We start from the raw sequence: 18,000 nt of genomic DNA, 5'->3' as shown, positions 1-18,000 counted from the left end.
ATCGCTAATGTAAGGAAAACGTACAGAAGCAGAAAGAACCCGAAGGTCGAAACCTCGGGTTCTGTTCATATAAGCGATTACGGTCTTGTATAGAACCGATGTATCATCACGGCAACCTCTGCTCGGGTTGCTGACTGTGCCGGATGAATCGCCCGGCCGTCACCCAGAATAATACCTGCTTTGGCCAAAGAAGCCACGCTCTCTACTGCGTACTCAGCGAGCTTGGAGCTATCCGTAAATTTACCCAGATCAACATCGCTGCCGGCTTCGTTCATTTTACCGGCCAGCTTGAGCGCTCTTGCCGTCAGCACCATCATCTCCTGCCTGGATATCTGCGCCATTGGCTCGAACTTATTGCCGCCGATTCCCACAGCGATGCCGAGCTGCTTGGCAATTCCCAGCGCCTCGGAATAATAGGCGCCTGAAGCAACATCCGCAAAGTTAGCGTCGAAGTCGGCCTTCAGACCAAGTGCGCGAACTAACAGGACTATAAAATCTGCCCGCGAAATACGTTTACCCGGCTCAAAGGTAGACTCCGTCTTTCCTTTTATGATGCCTGCGCCAGCAAGTTCTTCAATCGCGTTTTTCGCCCACGCATATTTCTCCCCTACATCGCGGAAGCTCTTCTTCGCCGGTGTCGAGGTCTCAGGCTGCTTATCCGGTTCTGACGTTAGATCCGTGCCTGCCCCCGGGTCTGTTGTCTTCGGTGGAGAGTTCGCGCCGCCGTCGCTGCTTCCTCCTGTGCTGTCACCAGGACTTCCGCCGCCCGGAGATTGCAGCGTCGTAACATATCTGATATTGCTCATCTTTGACAGATTGCCCGCGGCATCAAATGCAACGACAAAGTACTTGTAGGTTGTACCCGCAGAAAGGCCTGTATCTCGATATTCTGTCTTTGTCGTCGTGCTTATGAACTGATCATTGCGGTATACTTTGTAACCGGCTACGCCCAAATTATCCCCGGACGGTGTCCATTTTAAGTCCACCGCCGTACCGGACACGGCCTCCGCTCTATCGATCGTCGGCTCCGCAGGTGCCTCGGTATCAACGATGGTCGGTGTCCACCAATTGCCGGAGACCACAATCATGCTAAGCAAGCGCAAATTATTGCCGAAATAGACGTCATCTTCGGTCCGTACCGCCGCATTATGATCCCACAGCTTATTCAGCCATTCCTGGTTGGAGGAATCGATCATCGCACTAACCATAAGCGGAGCCGAGAAGGTGATATCCCCATATTCCTCAAGGGCCTGGGAACCATCCAGTTTGTAACCGGCCAGGATCTGATCAGGATCGCCGTTCGTCATCCCACGAATCCAGCGGTTAAGCGTGCTCAGTTGATCCTTCGCCCGCACATCCCCCGTTACAAGATAATCGGTGCCAAACCGCCATGGCGTCCGTGAAGAATTATAGCTATAATCTCCATCATAATCCGATTCGAGGAAGTTCGGCTCTGCAGGAACGAACTTGCCGCCGGATTTCAATACGAAATCAGGAAGCAAGCCGGCATTTGGACTATAGCCGGAGTACAATTCATGAATCATTCCATATGTCGTGTCTACGACCCGATCCCATTTGCTATCGCCCGTTACATTGCGATAATCCTTCATATGCTGCAGCATAAAATCAGAAGGACGTGTAGCGGCCGCCCACTTCCCACTCGTGGCCCAATCCGCAATTCTGAGCATCCAATCGCTTTGGTTCACTTCGTTGTCCATAATGGCGTTGATCATTCTTTTGGCCTCTGCCAAGTAATTGATCTCTCCTGAGCTGCCCCATTGGCTGTCAGCCAGCAATAGCGCATAAGCGATATCCATATCGCCATCCGTTGCCGAATCGACGCCATCGACATCAACGATCGCCGTCCCTGTATCGCCTTGCTTCCAGGCCATCAGATTCGGGTTTATTTCGCTTGGATGCGCCTTGAAGTAGCGGAACAAGCCGTCGAAGTACTGCTTCGCATCCGGATCATGCCCGCCCATTAGAGCCGTGATCAGCATCCCGTAACCATGCGCTTCCGATACTGTGGTGGCCATATAGTCCACACCAAGCTCCTCATCATACTCCTCTTCAAACCAATCCCCATCGGCGTACCATACATAATATTGGGCTGGATCTGTTTTTTGGAGATAAGGATGCTTTTTCAAATATTTAGCCTTCCATTCATCATACAAACGTCCTACCGTCTGATCCATCTGCGATTGTGTCACATGATTCGGCTTGATCGAGCCTTGTACATAACTTGTGTGCTGCGGGAAGGCTTTGTGCGGCCCTTCCCCTGCTGGCGCCTGCTTTGTCTTCACCACGATCTCATTGCTGCCCAGCGATTCAATGCCTTCGGCATTGAAAGCTTTGACAACATAACGATAAGACGTATCCGGCTTGAGACCGATATCATTATAGGATGTCGCCTCCGTTGTTCCTGCAAGCGACCCATCACGATAGATATGGTATCCGGACGGGCTGACTGTGCCTGGAGATGCCTCCCAGGTCAGATTAATCTGGAACGCCGATGCTCCTGTGCCTTTCAGATTGCCTGGTTCGGACGGCGGCTCCTGGTTGACTGGCCCTCCTAACGTGCTGATCTCAACGGGAGCAGAATTATCCCTTCTGCCCACGGATTTGATCATAAAATCATAGTTTTTCTCCGGATTAATGCCCTCTACAGTGTAACTGTATTCCGTCTGTCCGTCTTTAACCGTTATATATTTGCTCCAATATGTCTTGATTTTATCGTTCTTCTCGTAGATTCTGAAACCTCTTACGGGTTCCTTGCTGTTCTTAGGCACCGTCCAGGTAAGCACCGCTTTGCTCCCCTTCAAGGTGACTTTGGCTGCTTCCACCGGGTTCGGTTTGCTATCTGTCCGCTTGATCCCGTAATGGTCGTAATCGATTAAGCCGTTTCCGACGGCTTCGGCTTTCCCTTCATCCTCCACCGCAGCCGTATAAGCTGTAAACTTCATTACCTGATCGGAGATCGAGACATCCGTGAACATTTTCTTCTCCGGCTGTTCATCGACCGCGGCAAAATAATCATCATACCAGATCGGATCCCCGTTCTCATCATAAATGAGCTGCGGTTCCCAATTTTCATCTAACTCGTACTGATAATTTTTATAGTAGAACTTATTCCCGAAAGCATTCGACATAAGATAGACCGTACCCTGCGGGTTGATGACATTGCCTTCCCCGTCCTTATCCAGGCTGGTCGGATCGATAATCTGATCGCCGTACATTTGGAATGACCGCATGTACATGTGATCATGTGCTTCGAATACCATATCGATGCCCAGTTCATCAAAAACCGGGATCAGATTTTTCTTATAAAATTCAATGCGCTCGCCTTCCCATTGAGCTGAATTATCGCCAGCCGCATAAGGGGACTTATGGAAAGTAACGAACTTCCACTTCTTATCCGACTTGGCAACCGTATTTCTCATCCAGTCAACCTGGTTCCAGAACTGCTCATGCTGGTCGTCGTCCCAATTCACGGTTCCATCCTCATTCAGCTTGCCGTCAAACTGCGAGTTATAGACCATATAGAGCGCGTCCCCGTATTCAAAAGCATAGACAGAACCGTCATGCGTCGCTGCGACCACCTTCCGCGGCAGATTGAAATGATTGTAGAAGTTATTGTTAGGTGTCGTCTCATCCCCGTCATAGTCCTGAATCTCATGACCACCAAGAACCGGGACGAACGGCACATTCAGCAGTTCATCCTGGGCTACGCCTAGCATCCACTGCCATTGTTCCTCCAGGTCTCCGTTATCGACCAAATCCCCCGCATTGATCAGGAACTTCGGATCCCCGATATAGTCGCGGGCCTTCTTGAACGTATCGGCCCATGGCTCGAAATCTTCCTTGCTGGAAGCCTGTGAATCCGATCCGACAATGAAGCGGTAAGGCTGATGCTGCGCTGTATCGGTCGTGAAGGACCCCACCTTGCTCCATTCCTGGCCGTTGCCAACACGGAAGCGATACCGGGTGCCAGGCTTCAAGTTGTTCGCTGCTGCTTTGTGGCTGATGAATTTCGCTTTATACCCGGTCGAGCGATCTGCCTTGGACATAAAGGTCCCGATCTCTTCCCCGGTGCCTGTAAACTCCATCGCTTCTTGCTCCGGAAATGCTCCCCCCGTCATTCTGGAAGCCTCAACAACCTGTACTTTCGTAGCTGTCATGATATCTGTGTACCATGCAAAAGCGATTCCCGTCTTCGGCTTCGCATTAAAGGTCATGTTAATCAGCTTTGGAATAAGCGGAGAATCCTGTGTCGTAAAGCTCCAGGATATATCTCGGACAAGTGGGACTCCATCTTCGGCCATGATCGCTTGTCTCGGAATGGACACGGTATATGTAGCCCCATACATAAATTCCGGGTGATTAATGCGCAGCGTATGGCCGCCGCTCACTGCCGCGGTCGCTTCAATTTCATGACCATTCCCGTCGATTATGCTTACGGACGGCTTACTAATCGAAATATTCTTATTAAACTTGACAGTTAACGGCGCATCCACTGCAACTTTCTCTGCGCCATGCTTAGGAAGCTGTGAGAGATCCATTGTAGGGATGACCGGGGTCTTTCCTGCGATCGGATCGCCAGTTACGTAAATATTGCGGATTCTACTAGAGCCTCCGCCACCGATGCCTGACGGATTATCCACCGTATTCGTCGGTGTGTTAGAATTGACAACCCAGCGGATGTACAGCAATTCTTTATCGTCCGCGCCATCAAGCGGAAGATTCTTCAGCTTGCATGTATCTTGCGGGCAGTTATAGCTGGAGCTTGTATTCATCTGAATGATGCCGTTCTTCACATCTGTCCAGGTTGCTTGATCCGTACTCATCTGCAGCTTGAAATCATTAGGTCCGGAACCGGATGAATTCTGTTCTGAGGATATGGCGATATTTTCAAATCCGGCCGTAGACATCGTCACCAACCAGTACTTCTTGCCGTTGCCCTGATCCCAGCCCTGGTAGCTGATTTCCTGCTTGCTGCCGCTATAGTTCTCGAATACACCGCCAACATTGGTCAGTATCGATGCCGATTGATACTGACCGCCTGTAGCAACAAACGTGCCGTTGTCCCCGCCATTCTGAAAGACCCACTGCGCGATAACCTCCTGGTCAAGAGACTGGGCAACATATACAGCATCAGTCGTCGCATTTTGTATGGATTCCAGTATTGGAGCTGCGGCATCTTCCCCTATCCACTCCTCCATCTTGTTCGCTAGATATTCTGGTGCAACACCCTTTGCATGGTCTACCGGCGGCCCGTCAGCAGATACGACTCCTGCCAGCTGGAACAGCAGCATAAAAATTAGTAACAGAGATGGGTGCCGTCGCCATTTTGGCTTCACTAGGTTCTTCATTAGCCATTCATTACCTCACTTTCCTGAAAATTAAAGCGCTTTAATTTTTGAGACAAAAAAGGATTCTGCTGATTAGGCGACTACAGGAAAACGCGCCCTCTCTATGGCCTGCCTCCCCCCTTCATCAGATATTCGCAAGCCGGCTAACGTTGATTCGCCGGATCTTGAGTTTACTATAACGTAAGCGCTCACAAATATTCTCAACGTATTTTCTCAAAAACCCCGGTTTTCAACGTTTCCTGCTAAAATCATCAACCGTTTGCGATCTCTTATTATCCACCATGAATGTAAGCTTGAGATGATTGGCCAGTAAAATTGTGTAAAGGTGATTCCAACCGGACCATGACATGCTATGATCAATGTAAGCGCATTCTGCCTTTTGGACATAAGGAGGGATTGAAAGTGGAAATAAACTTTTACGAATCAGAACTCTTTTATATCAGCCGTGAAAAAAAGACTCAATCCAGCATCCCTTCCCATCATTATCATGATGCTTATGAAATTTTATATATTATTTCCGGTGAGCTGTATTATTTCATCGGGGACCGGACCTATCAGGTGGTCGGCGGGGTCCTGCTATTGATCGATATGAATGAGGTGCATCGATTAATCAATTCCAACGGGGCCGAGTATGAAAGGGTCACTTTATTGTTCAAGAAAGAAGCTCTTCAATCTTTGCTGCCGGAAGCGGAAAACCTTGACTTGTTTGGCTGCTTCCGTTCGGATTCGAATGCGATCAAGCTGCGGGGCCATGAGCAAAATTTTGTAGAGGAGCTATTTGATAAATTGATCCGTGAAAATACGAACGCAAGCAACCCCGCGAATTCGTCCGCTTCAGCAGAGCTTTACGTGAGGCTGAGGCTGATGGAACTGCTAATCTTCATTCAGCGAAAATGCGTTAACGGGCAAAACGATTATTTTATCGAGTCCAACCGCACCTATCGGCAAATCTCACAAATTATCAACCATATCCATGAAAACTATAATCAGCGTCTGACATTAGAGGATATTTCAAAAAAGTTCTACTTGAGTCTGTCCCATTTAAGTCGCATCTTTAAAGAATCCACCGGTTTCACCTTTATTGAATACGTCAACAATGTCCGGATGAAGGAAGCCTGCACCCTGCTGAAAAACAGCAAACTCACCGTCTCGGAAATCTCCGGGCTTGTCGGCTTCGAAAGCCAAACCCATTTCGGTCGCATCTTCAAGTCCATTGTAGGTATTCCGCCGCTAAAGTATCGGAAGATGAACCAAAGTAAATTAAGCTAAGAAAATAGACCGCCCCCCTATTAAGGTGAACGATCTACTATGTGTTTTACCAGCCTTGCAGCTGGATCAGACTATTTGTGGTTACGTATATATTGTGGCGGATGCACATTATCAATCAACAGCAGGCCGTCATATTGATCTCTGGTCACAAGACTCTCCGGAATCATCCCCCAGCTGTAGGTATACCTTGGTTCGAACATCCATGAATTGCCGCGCTCATTATTGCGATACTTAAGATCAATAAAGGTATAAGGAGATTGGCTGGCTTTGGAGACGATCGATTCAATAGAGCCTTCTTCCAATGGGAGAACATCGTGGATCGCACCTGTATTATCGGCCGTCTTTCCGCTCACCGGGTACAAACCAAGCACATAGCTGTATTTCTTCCACTCTTCAGGCAGGAGCTCTCCCATTTGCTTGACTGGATAATAGGTTCCCATCACTTCACTATGCGCCTTCTGAATATGATCGTTATGCCCCCACACGATGAACTTCTCGTTCGGATATACTTCGGTCGCAAGCCAGATCAGGTTATCCTGCATCGCTTGATCCCGCCATTCCATCGACTTCAGCAGATATTCGGCATAAACAGCATAGTCCTCCTCTTCATAACCGCGATTCGATTTTATAGATAGCTCTACATATTCATCAGCTGCTCGAATTCGATCCTGAAGGCTCCGCTCCAGCTGTTTTATGAGCGCAGGATTAGACGGATACAACGCTTTGATGTGCTCTTCGCTCCCTTTCGCTTTAAGTGTGCGAAGAGTCTCGTTGTAGATACCCATCAAGTGGTTTTTATCTTTCTGATAGCCTTCCAGGTCGGTTCCTCCCGCATAGGCGGCGAGCTTCTCCTCCGCCTGCTTCAATCGTTCAGCCTGCTTCGCATCCTGAAGCCACTTGCCATTCATGAGCGGAAATTGCATCTGAATATCAAAGCCTGTCAGCATAAGCGGATTTTCACTTGTCTGTGTATCTTTTAGATAGTTAAACAAGGGGAGAATCTCCTTGCTCCACCACACGCCAAAGATCGAATCCTTCATCGTCTGTTCTGCGCTCTGACTGGCTGCATTGCCATAAGCAATCGAAGAATTGCTTAGTCCGCTCTCGAAGGCCAGCACATTATAGCCCATCTCTTCATGAAGATATTGAATCAGCCTCGTCTTGGCCTGGTTAAACTCGGCAACGCCATGGGAGCTCTCGCCCAGAAATACGATGCGCTTATCGTGCAGAAGCGGCTTCAGCATGTCAAGATCCTTGAAGCTTCCCGGCTCGATCTTTCCTTCCACCGGCTTGATCGTCTCCAGGCGATAAGCATGATCCCTGGTCCACGCCTCCCAATCAGCCAGCGTCTCCTGGGTGGTCCGGGCAACCTGGTGTGTCGGTGTCTCGCTTAGCGAGTTCACCTCTTGGGCATACACCGGAACCGCACTTGCCCATAATTGTGCGCCTAATACAGCCGCTGCTACAACTCCAGCTACCTTACGTTTACTCATTTGCATCATATGAATTATCCCCTTAAGATTATTGAAGTTACCCTGTTGACTAGTCCCCGCCCTCTGTTTCTCCAACCAATGTGTGTCTTTATACGAATTTATTTCTATATACCAGTGTGTTTTCTCTATGTGTTTCTCCAAACCAATATGTTTCTCCAACCCAATGTGCTTCTCTATACCAGTGTGTTTCTCCAAAGCGATGTGTCTCTCTATACGATTGTGTTTCTCTATACGATTGTGTTTTCTTTGTGTGTTTCTCAAAACCAATGTGTCTCTCTATCCCAATGTACTTCTCTATACCAATGTGCTTCTCTATACCAATTTATTTCTCCAACCCAATATGTCCCTCTCAGCGCACGATTCTCTTCTTTTGTTACGCTTGTTATTTTCATACTGCCATTCACCAGTCACACGTTTTACGCTAGCCGGCCATTATGCCAGTGATGATCGTAATCCCTCAATTGCGAAATTTTTTAAGATAAACTAACGTGCATAGAAGGTCCCGATACTCCCCATCCGGTTAAACTCTAACCTTCCCAAAAGAGATCATCCAGCGTGCGCCCCAACGCTTTGCATATCGAAACACAAAGGCTTAACGAAGGATTATATTTACCAAGCTCAATCAACCCTATCGTCTGTCTCGATACACCAACAATCTGCGCTAGTTCATCCTGGGACAGATCCTTCTCCACTCGCGCCATTTTCATTTTCAAATTTTTCATGATGTCGGTCCTCCACGCTCTTATTCATTAAGATCGTTATCATCAAGATCGCTGGTTGAACGGCGCTTGCTTAGCTTATTCATCACCAGATGGCTGACCGCCGTAAGAATGACGAAGAAAGGGATGTACAAAATCAGACTGGCGGCAAAGACACTAAGAAAGTACTTCACTTGCAGCGCACCATCCCCATCCGCATAAAGATATGCACTCCGGAACCCAAAGAACAAAGCCAGAAACAGGCCTGAAGCAAGTCCGGTCATAAGCTGCTTTTTGCTCACAGAGAATCGATGCGTCTGATCATGCACCTCCACCTCGTCAGAATATACCCCTGAACTGACACTCCGGATCATAGAGTAAAGCCCCGTTGCGATTAGAATAACAAGCTCCACCCATACCGATTGCTCCCCCATGAAGAAAAACGTCTTCACAATCACCGATATACTGCAGATCATCAATGTCAGTACCCATGCTTCCTTCGCAATCTGATTCTTCAGATTCACAATCCGCTCATCCTTCACGGACTTCCGTTGAAACCATTTCATCTCTCATACCACCTTCACAATCATTTCCTCTTTGTGATTTTGAGTATAACGATATACCGGACATTTTGCAATATATATATGTCATTTAGTTCTATATACTATTCTTATTGACATATCACATGCGCGTTGTATAGCTACTGCTCCCCTCCAACCTCCTTGAAAATGGGTCTTAACTAAGCAAAAAGAGTCCTTCCTATCTTCTAAAAGATAAGGAAAGACTCTTTTTTAGGGTTTGCCCTAGTCGCACAGGTGGCTATTCACAGAGGTTTGCCTTATTCGCACAGGTGCCTTTTCATACAGGTGCTTTATTTGTAACACAGGTGCTTAACGCAAGGCCCACGTTTCGTTCGTTTGCTGTCAGCCCTACCCAGCGCCGCGAAACATTCTAACGAAACGTGGTATCGCTATTGGCACCAAAACAGCCCTCTAAAAATTCTAACGAAACAAGGGATCGTTATTTGGACAATTTAGCGACTTTTAGCCCGCATTTCGCCCAAATAGCGATATGGTGTTTCGTTAGAATTTTATTAGCTCGAAATGCGGGGCAATAGCGTTATGGAGTTTCGTTAGAACTGTTTGCCTTATTTGCGAGAAGCACTATCTTCGTTCGCTGTCAGCCCCAGCCATTGTCGCAAAGCATTCTAACGAAACGTGGTATCGCTATTGGCACCAAAACAGCCTACCAAAAATTCTAACGAAACAGGGGATCGTTATTGGGACAATTTAGCGACTTTTAGCCCGCATTTCGCCCAAATAGCGATATGGCGTTTCGTTAGAATTTTTTTAGCTCGAAATGCGGGGCAATAGCGTTATGGAGTTTCGTTAGAGTTTCGTTAGAGTTTCGTAGAGTTCGTTAGAGCTATACAGCTCTGCACCAGCACCCCGGTGTTCAGCACTCGCTATCCTCACCCAGAAGACTAACTCTCTAGCCAAGCAAAAAAGAGTACCTCCTATCTGAGAAACTCTTTCGGATATGCCCTATTCGCTCAGGTGCTTTAATCGTCACAGGTGCTTAACGCAAGGCCCGTGTTTCGTTCGTTTGCTGTCAGCCCTACCCAGCGCCGCGAAACATTCTAACGAAACGTGGTATCGCTATTGGCCGCAAAACTGCCCTCTAAAAATTCTAACGAAACAAGGGATCGTTATTTGGATAATTTAGCGACTTTTAGCCCGCATTTCACCCAAATAGCAATATGGAGTTTCGTTAGAATTTTATTAGCACGAAATGCGGGGCAATAGCGTTATGGAGTTTCGTTAGAACTGTTTGCCCTATTCGCTCAGGTGCTTTAATCGTCACAGGTGCTTAACGCAAAGCCAACGTTTCGTTCGTTTGCTGTCAGCCCTATCCAGCGCCGCGAAACATTCTAACGAAACGTGGTATCGCTATTGGCAGCAAAACAGCCCTCTAAAAATTCTAACGAAACAAGGGATCGTTATTTGGACAATTTAGCGACTTTTAGCCCGCATTTCGCCCAAATAGCGATATGGCGTTTCGTTAGAATTTTTTTAGCTCGAAATGCGGGGCAATAGCGTTATGGAGTTTCGTTAGAATTTAATAATTAGAATTTAATAGTTAGAGTTTCGTAGAGTTCGTTAGAGCTGCGCAAGAGCTGTACACTCTGCACCTGCATCCCCAAGTGTTCAGCACTACAGACGAAAAGAGGCTTTCACGCACCTCCTTACAGCAGTCCGATGTTATTGGATTATCATCCCTCCCAGCATTCCCGTCAGAATCATGAGCAGAACCGGGTTGATTTTCCATTTTCTCAATACATACAAAGATACCGCAAAAAAAGCTACGGCCATCCAATCCACTTTGGCGGCCATGCTTATTTCTGGTATCCCCAGAAACGTGAGCAGCAATATGGTTGCGGCAGCAGAAATAATAAGCCCCAAGGTAACTGCTCTCAAGACGTTTAAGGTTTCAAAAACATAGACAGATCTGTTGAATCTTTGAATGAAACGATACAGCAAAATAGAAATACCGACACCCGAAATCACACAACCGAAGGTAGCAATCATGGCCCCGGGTATCCCTGCTATCCGAAGCCCTACAAACGTAGAGGTGTTCACTGCTAATGGGCCAGGTGTCATCTGCGAAATCGTAATGATATCGGTAAAAACCTGCTGCGATATCCACTCATATTTTTCAACCGCCAGTTCCTGAATGAACGGGATGATTACGTAGCCGCCTCCGATACTGAACAAACCGATCTGTAAAAAGGCCAGCAACAGCTGCCATAATTCCCCCACTATTTCCCCCGCCTTTCGTGAAGCCACACTCGTACAAAGCATAAGAAGCAGCTCGCTATAAGAATAAGTGCCACATTGATCCCAAAGATAAAATTCGCCAAAAATGCAGCCGGTATCAACAAAGTAAGAAATAAAGAACGTTCCTTGATCATCATCTTGCACATATCAGTAACGAAATCTACAATCAGGGCGGCTACACCTGCCTGCATTCCCCTCAATACTGAAATGACGGTTGGATTCGCCGAAAAAGCTACATAGAACATAGAGATAAATATCAATATGACGAACGATGGCAGGACAGCAGCGATACAACTGATAACAGCGCCAGCCATCCCCGCTAACCGAAATCCTACAAGAGTTGACAAGTTGATTGCGATGGCTCCGGGTGAAGACTGGGCAATTGCGGCCATATCGATAAGCTCGGCTTCGCTGAGCAGTTTTTTTCTAGATACAAAATACTTCCGAATCATTGGAACAACAACATACCCACCTCCAAACGTAAATGTGCTGATAAACAAATTGATGCCTAGAAGCCAGACATACAGTTTGGTTCTTTGGCTTATCATCTAACCGCCTCCTGTCGTCCTGCTATTATGGAGGTTGTCAATCGATTAGTAAAATGATAATATTTTGCGATAATGATTAGTTTTATTCATGGGAGGAGAAGCAGCTATGATGACGCTTCGGCATTTTGAAATATTACGGGCGGTAGCGGAAACGGGGAACTTTACACGGGCTGCGGAAAAGCTGTATATCACCCAATCAGCGGTCTCCCATGCCATACGAGAGCTGGAAGAGAAGACAGGCACAGCCTTATTTGACCGACTATCCAAAAGCGTACAACTTACAAGAAGCGGCCGGCTTTTGCTGGAAGAGATTATTCCCATCCTGTCTTCGTGCGAGGTTTTAGAATCACGTCTCAACTGTCTGGAACATCGAGCGCCCCTTCACATTGTTTCCAGCATTACAATTGCTGCGTTCTGGTTGCCCAAAATACTGACCGCCTTTCAAAAAGATTGGCCTGATATACCGATCCATGTTGATGTGGTCAGCGCGGCAAATGCGATTGAAGTTTTGCGAAACGGCAAAGCTGACATTGCATTACTTGAAGGAACTGCGCCCCAAGGGCCGTTTACGTGTTCATCATTTGCAGCCTATCCGTTATTTATTGTGTGCGCTCCTGACTATCTCAGCTCGAACAAGGAGTTGACTCTGCAAGAATTTTGCGCTGAAAAACTATTGCTGCGTGAAAAAGGGAGTGCGATCCGCGATACGTTGGACAGCGTTCTCTATTTGTCCGGGCATACCGTACAACCCGTATGGACGAGCGTAAATTCTCTGGCATTAATAGAGGCTGCCAAGGCCGGGTTAGGCATAACGATTTTGCCCGATGTTCTCGTAAATGAGTCGCTATCACAAGGGAAATTGATTGCCATTTCTGTTCAAGAGCTTGCGCTAAAAAATGAATTGATCGCAGTTCACCATCGGGATAAATATTTGACTACTCCATTGAAGGCCCTTCTTGCGTATATCGAATCCGCCATGTGATCTTATGTTAGCTTTGAGTTCGCATCAGCATTCCCCAAAGTTAGTCTATCTGGCCAAGAGTTCGATCGATTTAGCTCGCTAGGCCGGAACGTCGCCAGTCATATCTCTACAACTGAACCTTACGCGACATACCTTTATGAACAATTTTTTATTTTTAAATGTGAAAAAGCTCCTTTACGATATCGTAGAGCTAGCAATTTTCATCGGCATGCCCGTATTGGGACTCTCCCACTCCCCACCAAACAACAAAAAACCCACGCCCTTGCGAACGTGAGTTTTCGATCATTTACTCCCCAAGAAAGCTCTTGATGAAGAAGTCCAGTTGGTACTCCATGCTGAGCGGGTCATTGAAGTAGAACGCTTTGGCGTCGGCTTCATAGACGTGATTGTTCTTGACTGCCGGGAGGTTCTTATAGGATTCTGTGTTTTGGAATGAGTTGTCCTCATCCGAGTTTTTGCTGAAAATAACGTAGTCGCCAAGGTAGTCCTTGAGCACTTCTGTCGAAAGGGCCATGTAACCATCCTTCTCTGTCGCCTCCTTGACCTTCTCCGGCATGGAGAGACCAAATGCTTGATAGAGAATTTCTGTACCGCGGCCGAAGTTATCACCATAGACATAGAGCTGCTTATTGAATGTCTCAATCACTGATACCGTTGCATTCTCGCCAATCTTGGCTTTAATCTCTTCGCCAGCCTTCTTCGTCCGGGCCTTGAAATCATCAACCCAGGCTTGGGCTTCCTTCTCCTTGTTCAGCAGCTTGCCAATTTCAAGCTCCTGCGCAAGATAATCCAGTTTACCGTAAGTATAAGTTACCGTTGGTGCGATCTGCTTCAATTTGTCAATATTCTGAATATCGGACTGCCCGATAATCAGATCCGGATTCAGCTCAATAATTTTCTCCAGACTCTCATCGGTAACCGTCTCAACGTCCTTTAACTTATCTTTAAAATTCGGGTTCTCTTTGGACATCTCATCCACACCAACCAGAGGTACGCCGAGCAGCATCACATTACCCGTCAGGAATCTTGTGATCACAACGACACGCTGTGGGTTTTTTGGAACCTCGACAGGACCATTTTCAGATTGGTAAGTAAATGTACCGGATTCTCCGCTCGCTTCATTCGCACCATTCGTTGCATTCGCAGCCGGTGTCTCCGCTTGACTCCCTTTATTGCTATCGCCGGCATCGTTCGCCTGCTTCCCGCCACAAGCGCTAAGTGCCAGGACCAGCACAAGGGCAATCGGAATAAACAGCTTCTTCATATGATGACTCTCCCCTTTAATGAATACTATGTGATGAATGATTTAATCTTTGATTATGAAAATCATTCTCAATTACATAGATTTATTATATGGAGCCGTCCACGGTCGAACCATGCCTTTTTGTTGGAAAAGTAGCTTGCACTATTGATAGCTCGTCAATAGATCGACCGCACGTTGAAGCTGAAGGCGAACTGATACCGGATTGTATGGAACCCAATCATCTACATGGAGCACGTCCACTTTCTTCTGCTTGACGGCAGACAGACCGCTCCAATAGGAGGATTCAAAAAACTGCTCCGAATGGACGGTGTTCCCCTTCTCATCAGGATACACAATGACCAAAATTCGCGCCTCCGAGCCCGCATACAGATCCAACTCAGACAGCTCAACGGAAACGGAGTGAAATTGATCCCCCTGCTTGCGAATCTCCGCTTCAATAAGCGCCGGCGGCCGCAAGCCTAATGAGCGATAGAAGACATAACCGACATTACGCGCACCATAGACGAACACGCCTTCAGGCTTGATAACAAAGATCGAAATGATCTCTTCGCCTGCAGGGTTGTTCCTGATTTGCTGCCTCGCCTGCTGTTCCTCCTGCTCGAACTCGGCAAGCCACTGTTCTGCCCGTTCGCTTCGCTGAATCGCCCTGGCGATCAACCGCAAATGCTCCTTCCAGCCCATCTCCATCCAGGCTATCTCCACAACCGGGGCAACCACCCGCAACTGCTCAGCGTTAAGCCCATACTCCCGAAGATGCTCCGTTGCCGCAATGATCAGCTCAACCTGTCGGCTTAGCAGCACCGTCTTCAGCTGCTCTGCAGAGCTGCGAATATCAATGAAATTCATCCCCTGCGGATCTGATTCCACAGTGTGCACATATTCACTTGTCTCCGTAATCGTCACGGTAGGCGCAAGTCCCAGCAGTAGCAGATGGCTGGCATAAGGTGCGAGCAGCACAGCGACCTGCTGAACTTCACCCCTGGTAAAGTCGGAAGGTGAAATGCCCGTATGCTGCTTGAAGCGACGACTAAGGTAAAATTCATCCTTATAGCCTACCTTCAGCGCGATTTCCCGGAGCGTGCCCGATCCGCTGATCAACAGCTCCTTCGCCCGGTGCACACGCAGTCGCGATAAATATTCACTCGGTGAAAAACCTGTATGCTGCTTGAACAGAACTGAGAAATGAGAGGTGCTAACGCCGGCCGCCTTGGCCAGTTGCTCCCGCGTTATTTTCTCGGCAAAGTGGTGCTCGAGATAAGCGATACTCCGCTCCATCGACGGTTGCTCGTCGCTCTCCAGCTCCGTATTCTGACGCTCTAATATCCGATAAATCAACTGATGGAAAATAATCTGATTCTGCACATGACGCATCTCGCTTACAGGCAGACGATGGGTGTACAGTTCTTCGATGTCGGCCACGATGCCAGGTTCATCCGCATAAATTTGTACAGCGGCAGTCGAGGCAATTTCGCTGCTTCGCATCATAGCTCCTGCAGCCGAACCCGAATGCTGCTCGACTCCTCGAATCACCAGCTTGTAGGCATGAAGCGGCTGCGGCAGCTCCGCGACCAGAACAGCATCAGCGTGCGCCGGCAGAACAATAATACTTCCTGTCTCCAGCTTATACGCCCGCTCATCGATTCGCAGCGTCCCCTTCCCTGCCGCAATAGCAACCAGCACGGTCAGCTCATCAATCATGTTATGCTCCGGCAAATTCGAAGTGCAATATAGCGAATGAATGCTGCTGACAGCATATAATGGGAAGCGGGACTCTACCCACTCTGGAACAACTTTATCCACTCCAAGGCCTCCATTATGATAAAAAATCCTACAAAACAAAAGCGCGCTTGCCCGCAACTATCAATGCATCTACTCATGCAACTAGTTCATGCATCTATTCATGCATCTATTCTAATCATGTACCTACCCATGCATTTATTCAGTATCTACTCATGCATCTACTCATGTATCTGTCTCATAGCTTTGGACTTTTGACTCACAATATAATCCGTTTCCGCTTAAAACAAACTTTTACCCGACAGTAGGTTTGTCGCCAACCGGCAGATCCGCTAGGTCCAGCGTGCGGCCCACAGCTTCATCTCATGGCAAATCACGTGAAGGTCTTGTCCCTTTGGGGTTAACGAATATTCTACAGTCACGGGAACCGTCGGATAGACCTTCCGCTCCAGAACTCCCTGCTCCTCCAAATGCCGTAAGGTGCTCGTTAATGCCCGCGGGCTGACACTTGGAATTTTGCGCTGCAGCTCACCGAATCGAAGAGTGCCGCAGAACAGTTCACGAATAACAAGGAAAGCCCATTTCCCCCCTAGCACATCCAGTGTTTTTTCGATATTGCACTCGATATGCTCCGGTGTCTTTGGAATATAGCTGCTTGCTTTTTTAGCCGTGCTTTTTGTTGTGGTCATCGTCTTAACCTCCAATATATTAACTATACATTATATAGTATCTATAGCTGATATAATTAAGTGAAAAACATTTCACTTCTTTAAATTGTATATGAAATTCTATAGAATGAGAAGTGTTGGAATATTTACTAAAATGAGCGTTTAAAAAAGGAGGCCTTTGCAATGAAATACAGAAGACTAGGCGGAACCGGATTAAAAGTCAGTGAGATCAGCTTGGGAAGTTGGCTTACATATGGCGGTTATGTCGAACGCGAGAATGCGGTGAATTCTATTAAGACCGCTTACGATCTTGGCATTAACTTCTTCGATACGGCCAATGTATATGAGAGAGGCGCGGCCGAAGAGCTCGTTGGGAAAGCGCTTAAAGAGTACCCTCGCGAATCTTATGTGCTGGCTACCAAGGCTTTCTGGCCTATGGGCGATGGACCGAATGACCGCGGCTTGTCCCGCAAGCACGTCATCGAGCAGGCCAATGCCAGCTTGAAGCGGCTCGGCCATGATTATGTCGATATTTTCTATTGCCATCGTCATGATCCGGAGACGCCATTGTATGAGACGCTTCGCGCTATCGACGATCTTGTCCGTCAAGGCAAAGTGCTGTATGTCGGCGTAAGCGAGTGGCAAGCTTCGCAAATTGCTGAGGCGCTTGGCGTAGCCGATCAGCACTTGCTCGATCACATCGTTGTAAACCAACCGATCTACAATATGTTCGAGCGCTATATAGAGAAAGAGATCATCCCGCTCAGTGAACGTCATGGCATCGGTCAGGTCGTATTCTCACCGCTGGCACAAGGCCTGCTGACCGGTAAATATACATCGGCTTCCGACATTCCTGAAGACAGCCGTGCAGCTAAGCTGGATTGGGTTCGCAAGGGCATTACCGAAGAGAAGATCGCCAAGGTGAAGCAGCTGGAAGGCATCGCGGCAGAGCTGGGCATCTCCGTAGGCAACCTTGCGCTGGCCTGGATTCTGCGTCAGAGCAATGTAGCAAGTGCGCTAGTCGGTGCGAGTCGTCCTGAGCAAGTGACCGAAAATGCCAAAGCATCCGGCATCGAGCTGAGTGAAGACGTTCTGAACCGTATTGAAGAAATCTTGAAGTAATCCTCTTACAAGG

At 47.7% G+C, this 18,000-nt stretch carries 12 protein-coding genes; 3 read left to right on the top strand and 9 right to left on the bottom strand.

The features are described 5' to 3' along the window. Positions 1 to 77 precede the first annotated feature (77 nt). Entirely contained in the window at positions 78 to 5,369 is a 5,292-nt protein-coding gene (locus DMN77_RS03510) for a glycosyl hydrolase family 8 (protein ID WP_256872217.1), read from the bottom strand. A gap of 402 nt (positions 5,370 to 5,771) precedes the next feature. Between DMN77_RS03510 and DMN77_RS03505 the strand changes: the two genes are divergently transcribed. Further along, positions 5,772 to 6,638 (top strand): AraC family transcriptional regulator, encoded by an 867-nt coding sequence (locus tag DMN77_RS03505; protein ID WP_179013535.1) that lies wholly within the window; start codon positions 5,772 to 5,774, stop codon positions 6,636 to 6,638. A 71-nt stretch (positions 6,639 to 6,709) separates the two neighbouring features. Here DMN77_RS03505 and DMN77_RS03500 read toward each other — a convergent pair whose 3' ends face one another. The 5 genes from DMN77_RS03500 to DMN77_RS03480 form a co-directional block, all read right to left on the bottom strand. Continuing rightward, entirely contained in the window at positions 6,710 to 8,140 is a 1,431-nt protein-coding gene (locus DMN77_RS03500; RefSeq protein ID WP_179013533.1) for an erythromycin esterase family protein, read from the bottom strand. Between the two features lie 518 nt (positions 8,141 to 8,658). After that, positions 8,659 to 8,853 carry a helix-turn-helix transcriptional regulator gene (locus tag DMN77_RS03495; RefSeq protein ID WP_068780989.1) on the bottom strand — a complete coding sequence of 65 codons (195 nt, stop codon included), beginning with the start codon at positions 8,851 to 8,853 and terminating at the stop codon, positions 8,659 to 8,661. Positions 8,854 to 8,873: 20 nt separating this feature from the next. Continuing rightward, positions 8,874 to 9,395 carry a DUF6773 family protein gene (locus DMN77_RS03490; RefSeq protein WP_179013532.1) on the bottom strand — a complete coding sequence of 174 codons (522 nt, stop codon included), beginning with the start codon at positions 9,393 to 9,395 and terminating at the stop codon, positions 8,874 to 8,876. A 1,695-nt stretch (positions 9,396 to 11,090) separates the two neighbouring features. Then, positions 11,091 to 11,648 (bottom strand): chromate transporter, encoded by a 558-nt coding sequence (locus DMN77_RS03485; protein WP_218652837.1) that lies wholly within the window; start codon positions 11,646 to 11,648, stop codon positions 11,091 to 11,093. Beyond that, positions 11,648 to 12,214, bottom strand: a complete 567-nt coding sequence (locus DMN77_RS03480) for a chromate transporter (protein WP_179013529.1) — start codon at positions 12,212 to 12,214, stop codon at positions 11,648 to 11,650. The genes DMN77_RS03485 and DMN77_RS03480 overlap by 1 nt, the downstream gene beginning before the upstream one ends. A 106-nt stretch (positions 12,215 to 12,320) precedes the next feature. Here DMN77_RS03480 and DMN77_RS03475 point away from each other — a divergent pair, with 106 nt between their 5' ends. After that, positions 12,321 to 13,196, top strand: coding sequence for a LysR family transcriptional regulator (locus tag DMN77_RS03475; RefSeq protein ID WP_218652836.1), 876 nt, complete (start codon positions 12,321 to 12,323; stop codon positions 13,194 to 13,196). Positions 13,197 to 13,482: 286 nt separating this feature from the next. Here DMN77_RS03475 and DMN77_RS03470 read toward each other — a convergent pair whose 3' ends face one another. The 3 genes from DMN77_RS03470 to DMN77_RS03460 form a co-directional block, all read right to left on the bottom strand. Then, positions 13,483 to 14,460 carry an iron-hydroxamate ABC transporter substrate-binding protein gene (locus DMN77_RS03470; RefSeq protein ID WP_179013527.1) on the bottom strand — a complete coding sequence of 326 codons (978 nt, stop codon included), beginning with the start codon at positions 14,458 to 14,460 and terminating at the stop codon, positions 13,483 to 13,485. Between the two features lie 141 nt (positions 14,461 to 14,601). Then, the gene (locus tag DMN77_RS03465) at positions 14,602 to 16,260 is read right to left on the bottom strand and encodes a helix-turn-helix domain-containing protein (RefSeq protein ID WP_179013526.1); all 1,659 of its coding nucleotides are present in this window, start codon (positions 16,258 to 16,260) and stop codon (positions 14,602 to 14,604) included. A gap of 269 nt (positions 16,261 to 16,529) precedes the next feature. Beyond that, positions 16,530 to 16,886: a winged helix-turn-helix transcriptional regulator gene (locus DMN77_RS03460; RefSeq protein ID WP_068780984.1), complete on the bottom strand. Its 357-nt coding sequence runs from the start codon at positions 16,884 to 16,886 to the stop codon at positions 16,530 to 16,532. 162 nt (positions 16,887 to 17,048) lie between these two features. On the opposite strand from DMN77_RS03460, the gene DMN77_RS03455 reads away from it, so the two are divergent. Then, complete coding sequence (locus DMN77_RS03455; protein ID WP_179013524.1) at positions 17,049 to 17,987, top strand: aldo/keto reductase family protein; 939 nt, start codon at positions 17,049 to 17,051, stop codon at positions 17,985 to 17,987. The last annotated feature ends 13 nt before the right edge of the window (positions 17,988 to 18,000 follow it).

The sequence above is a fragment of the Paenibacillus sp. 79R4 genome, from assembly GCF_013393165.1.
Lineage (GTDB): Bacteria > Bacillota > Bacilli > Paenibacillales > Paenibacillaceae > Fontibacillus.
This window is presented reverse-complemented; position numbering and strand designations above follow the sequence as displayed.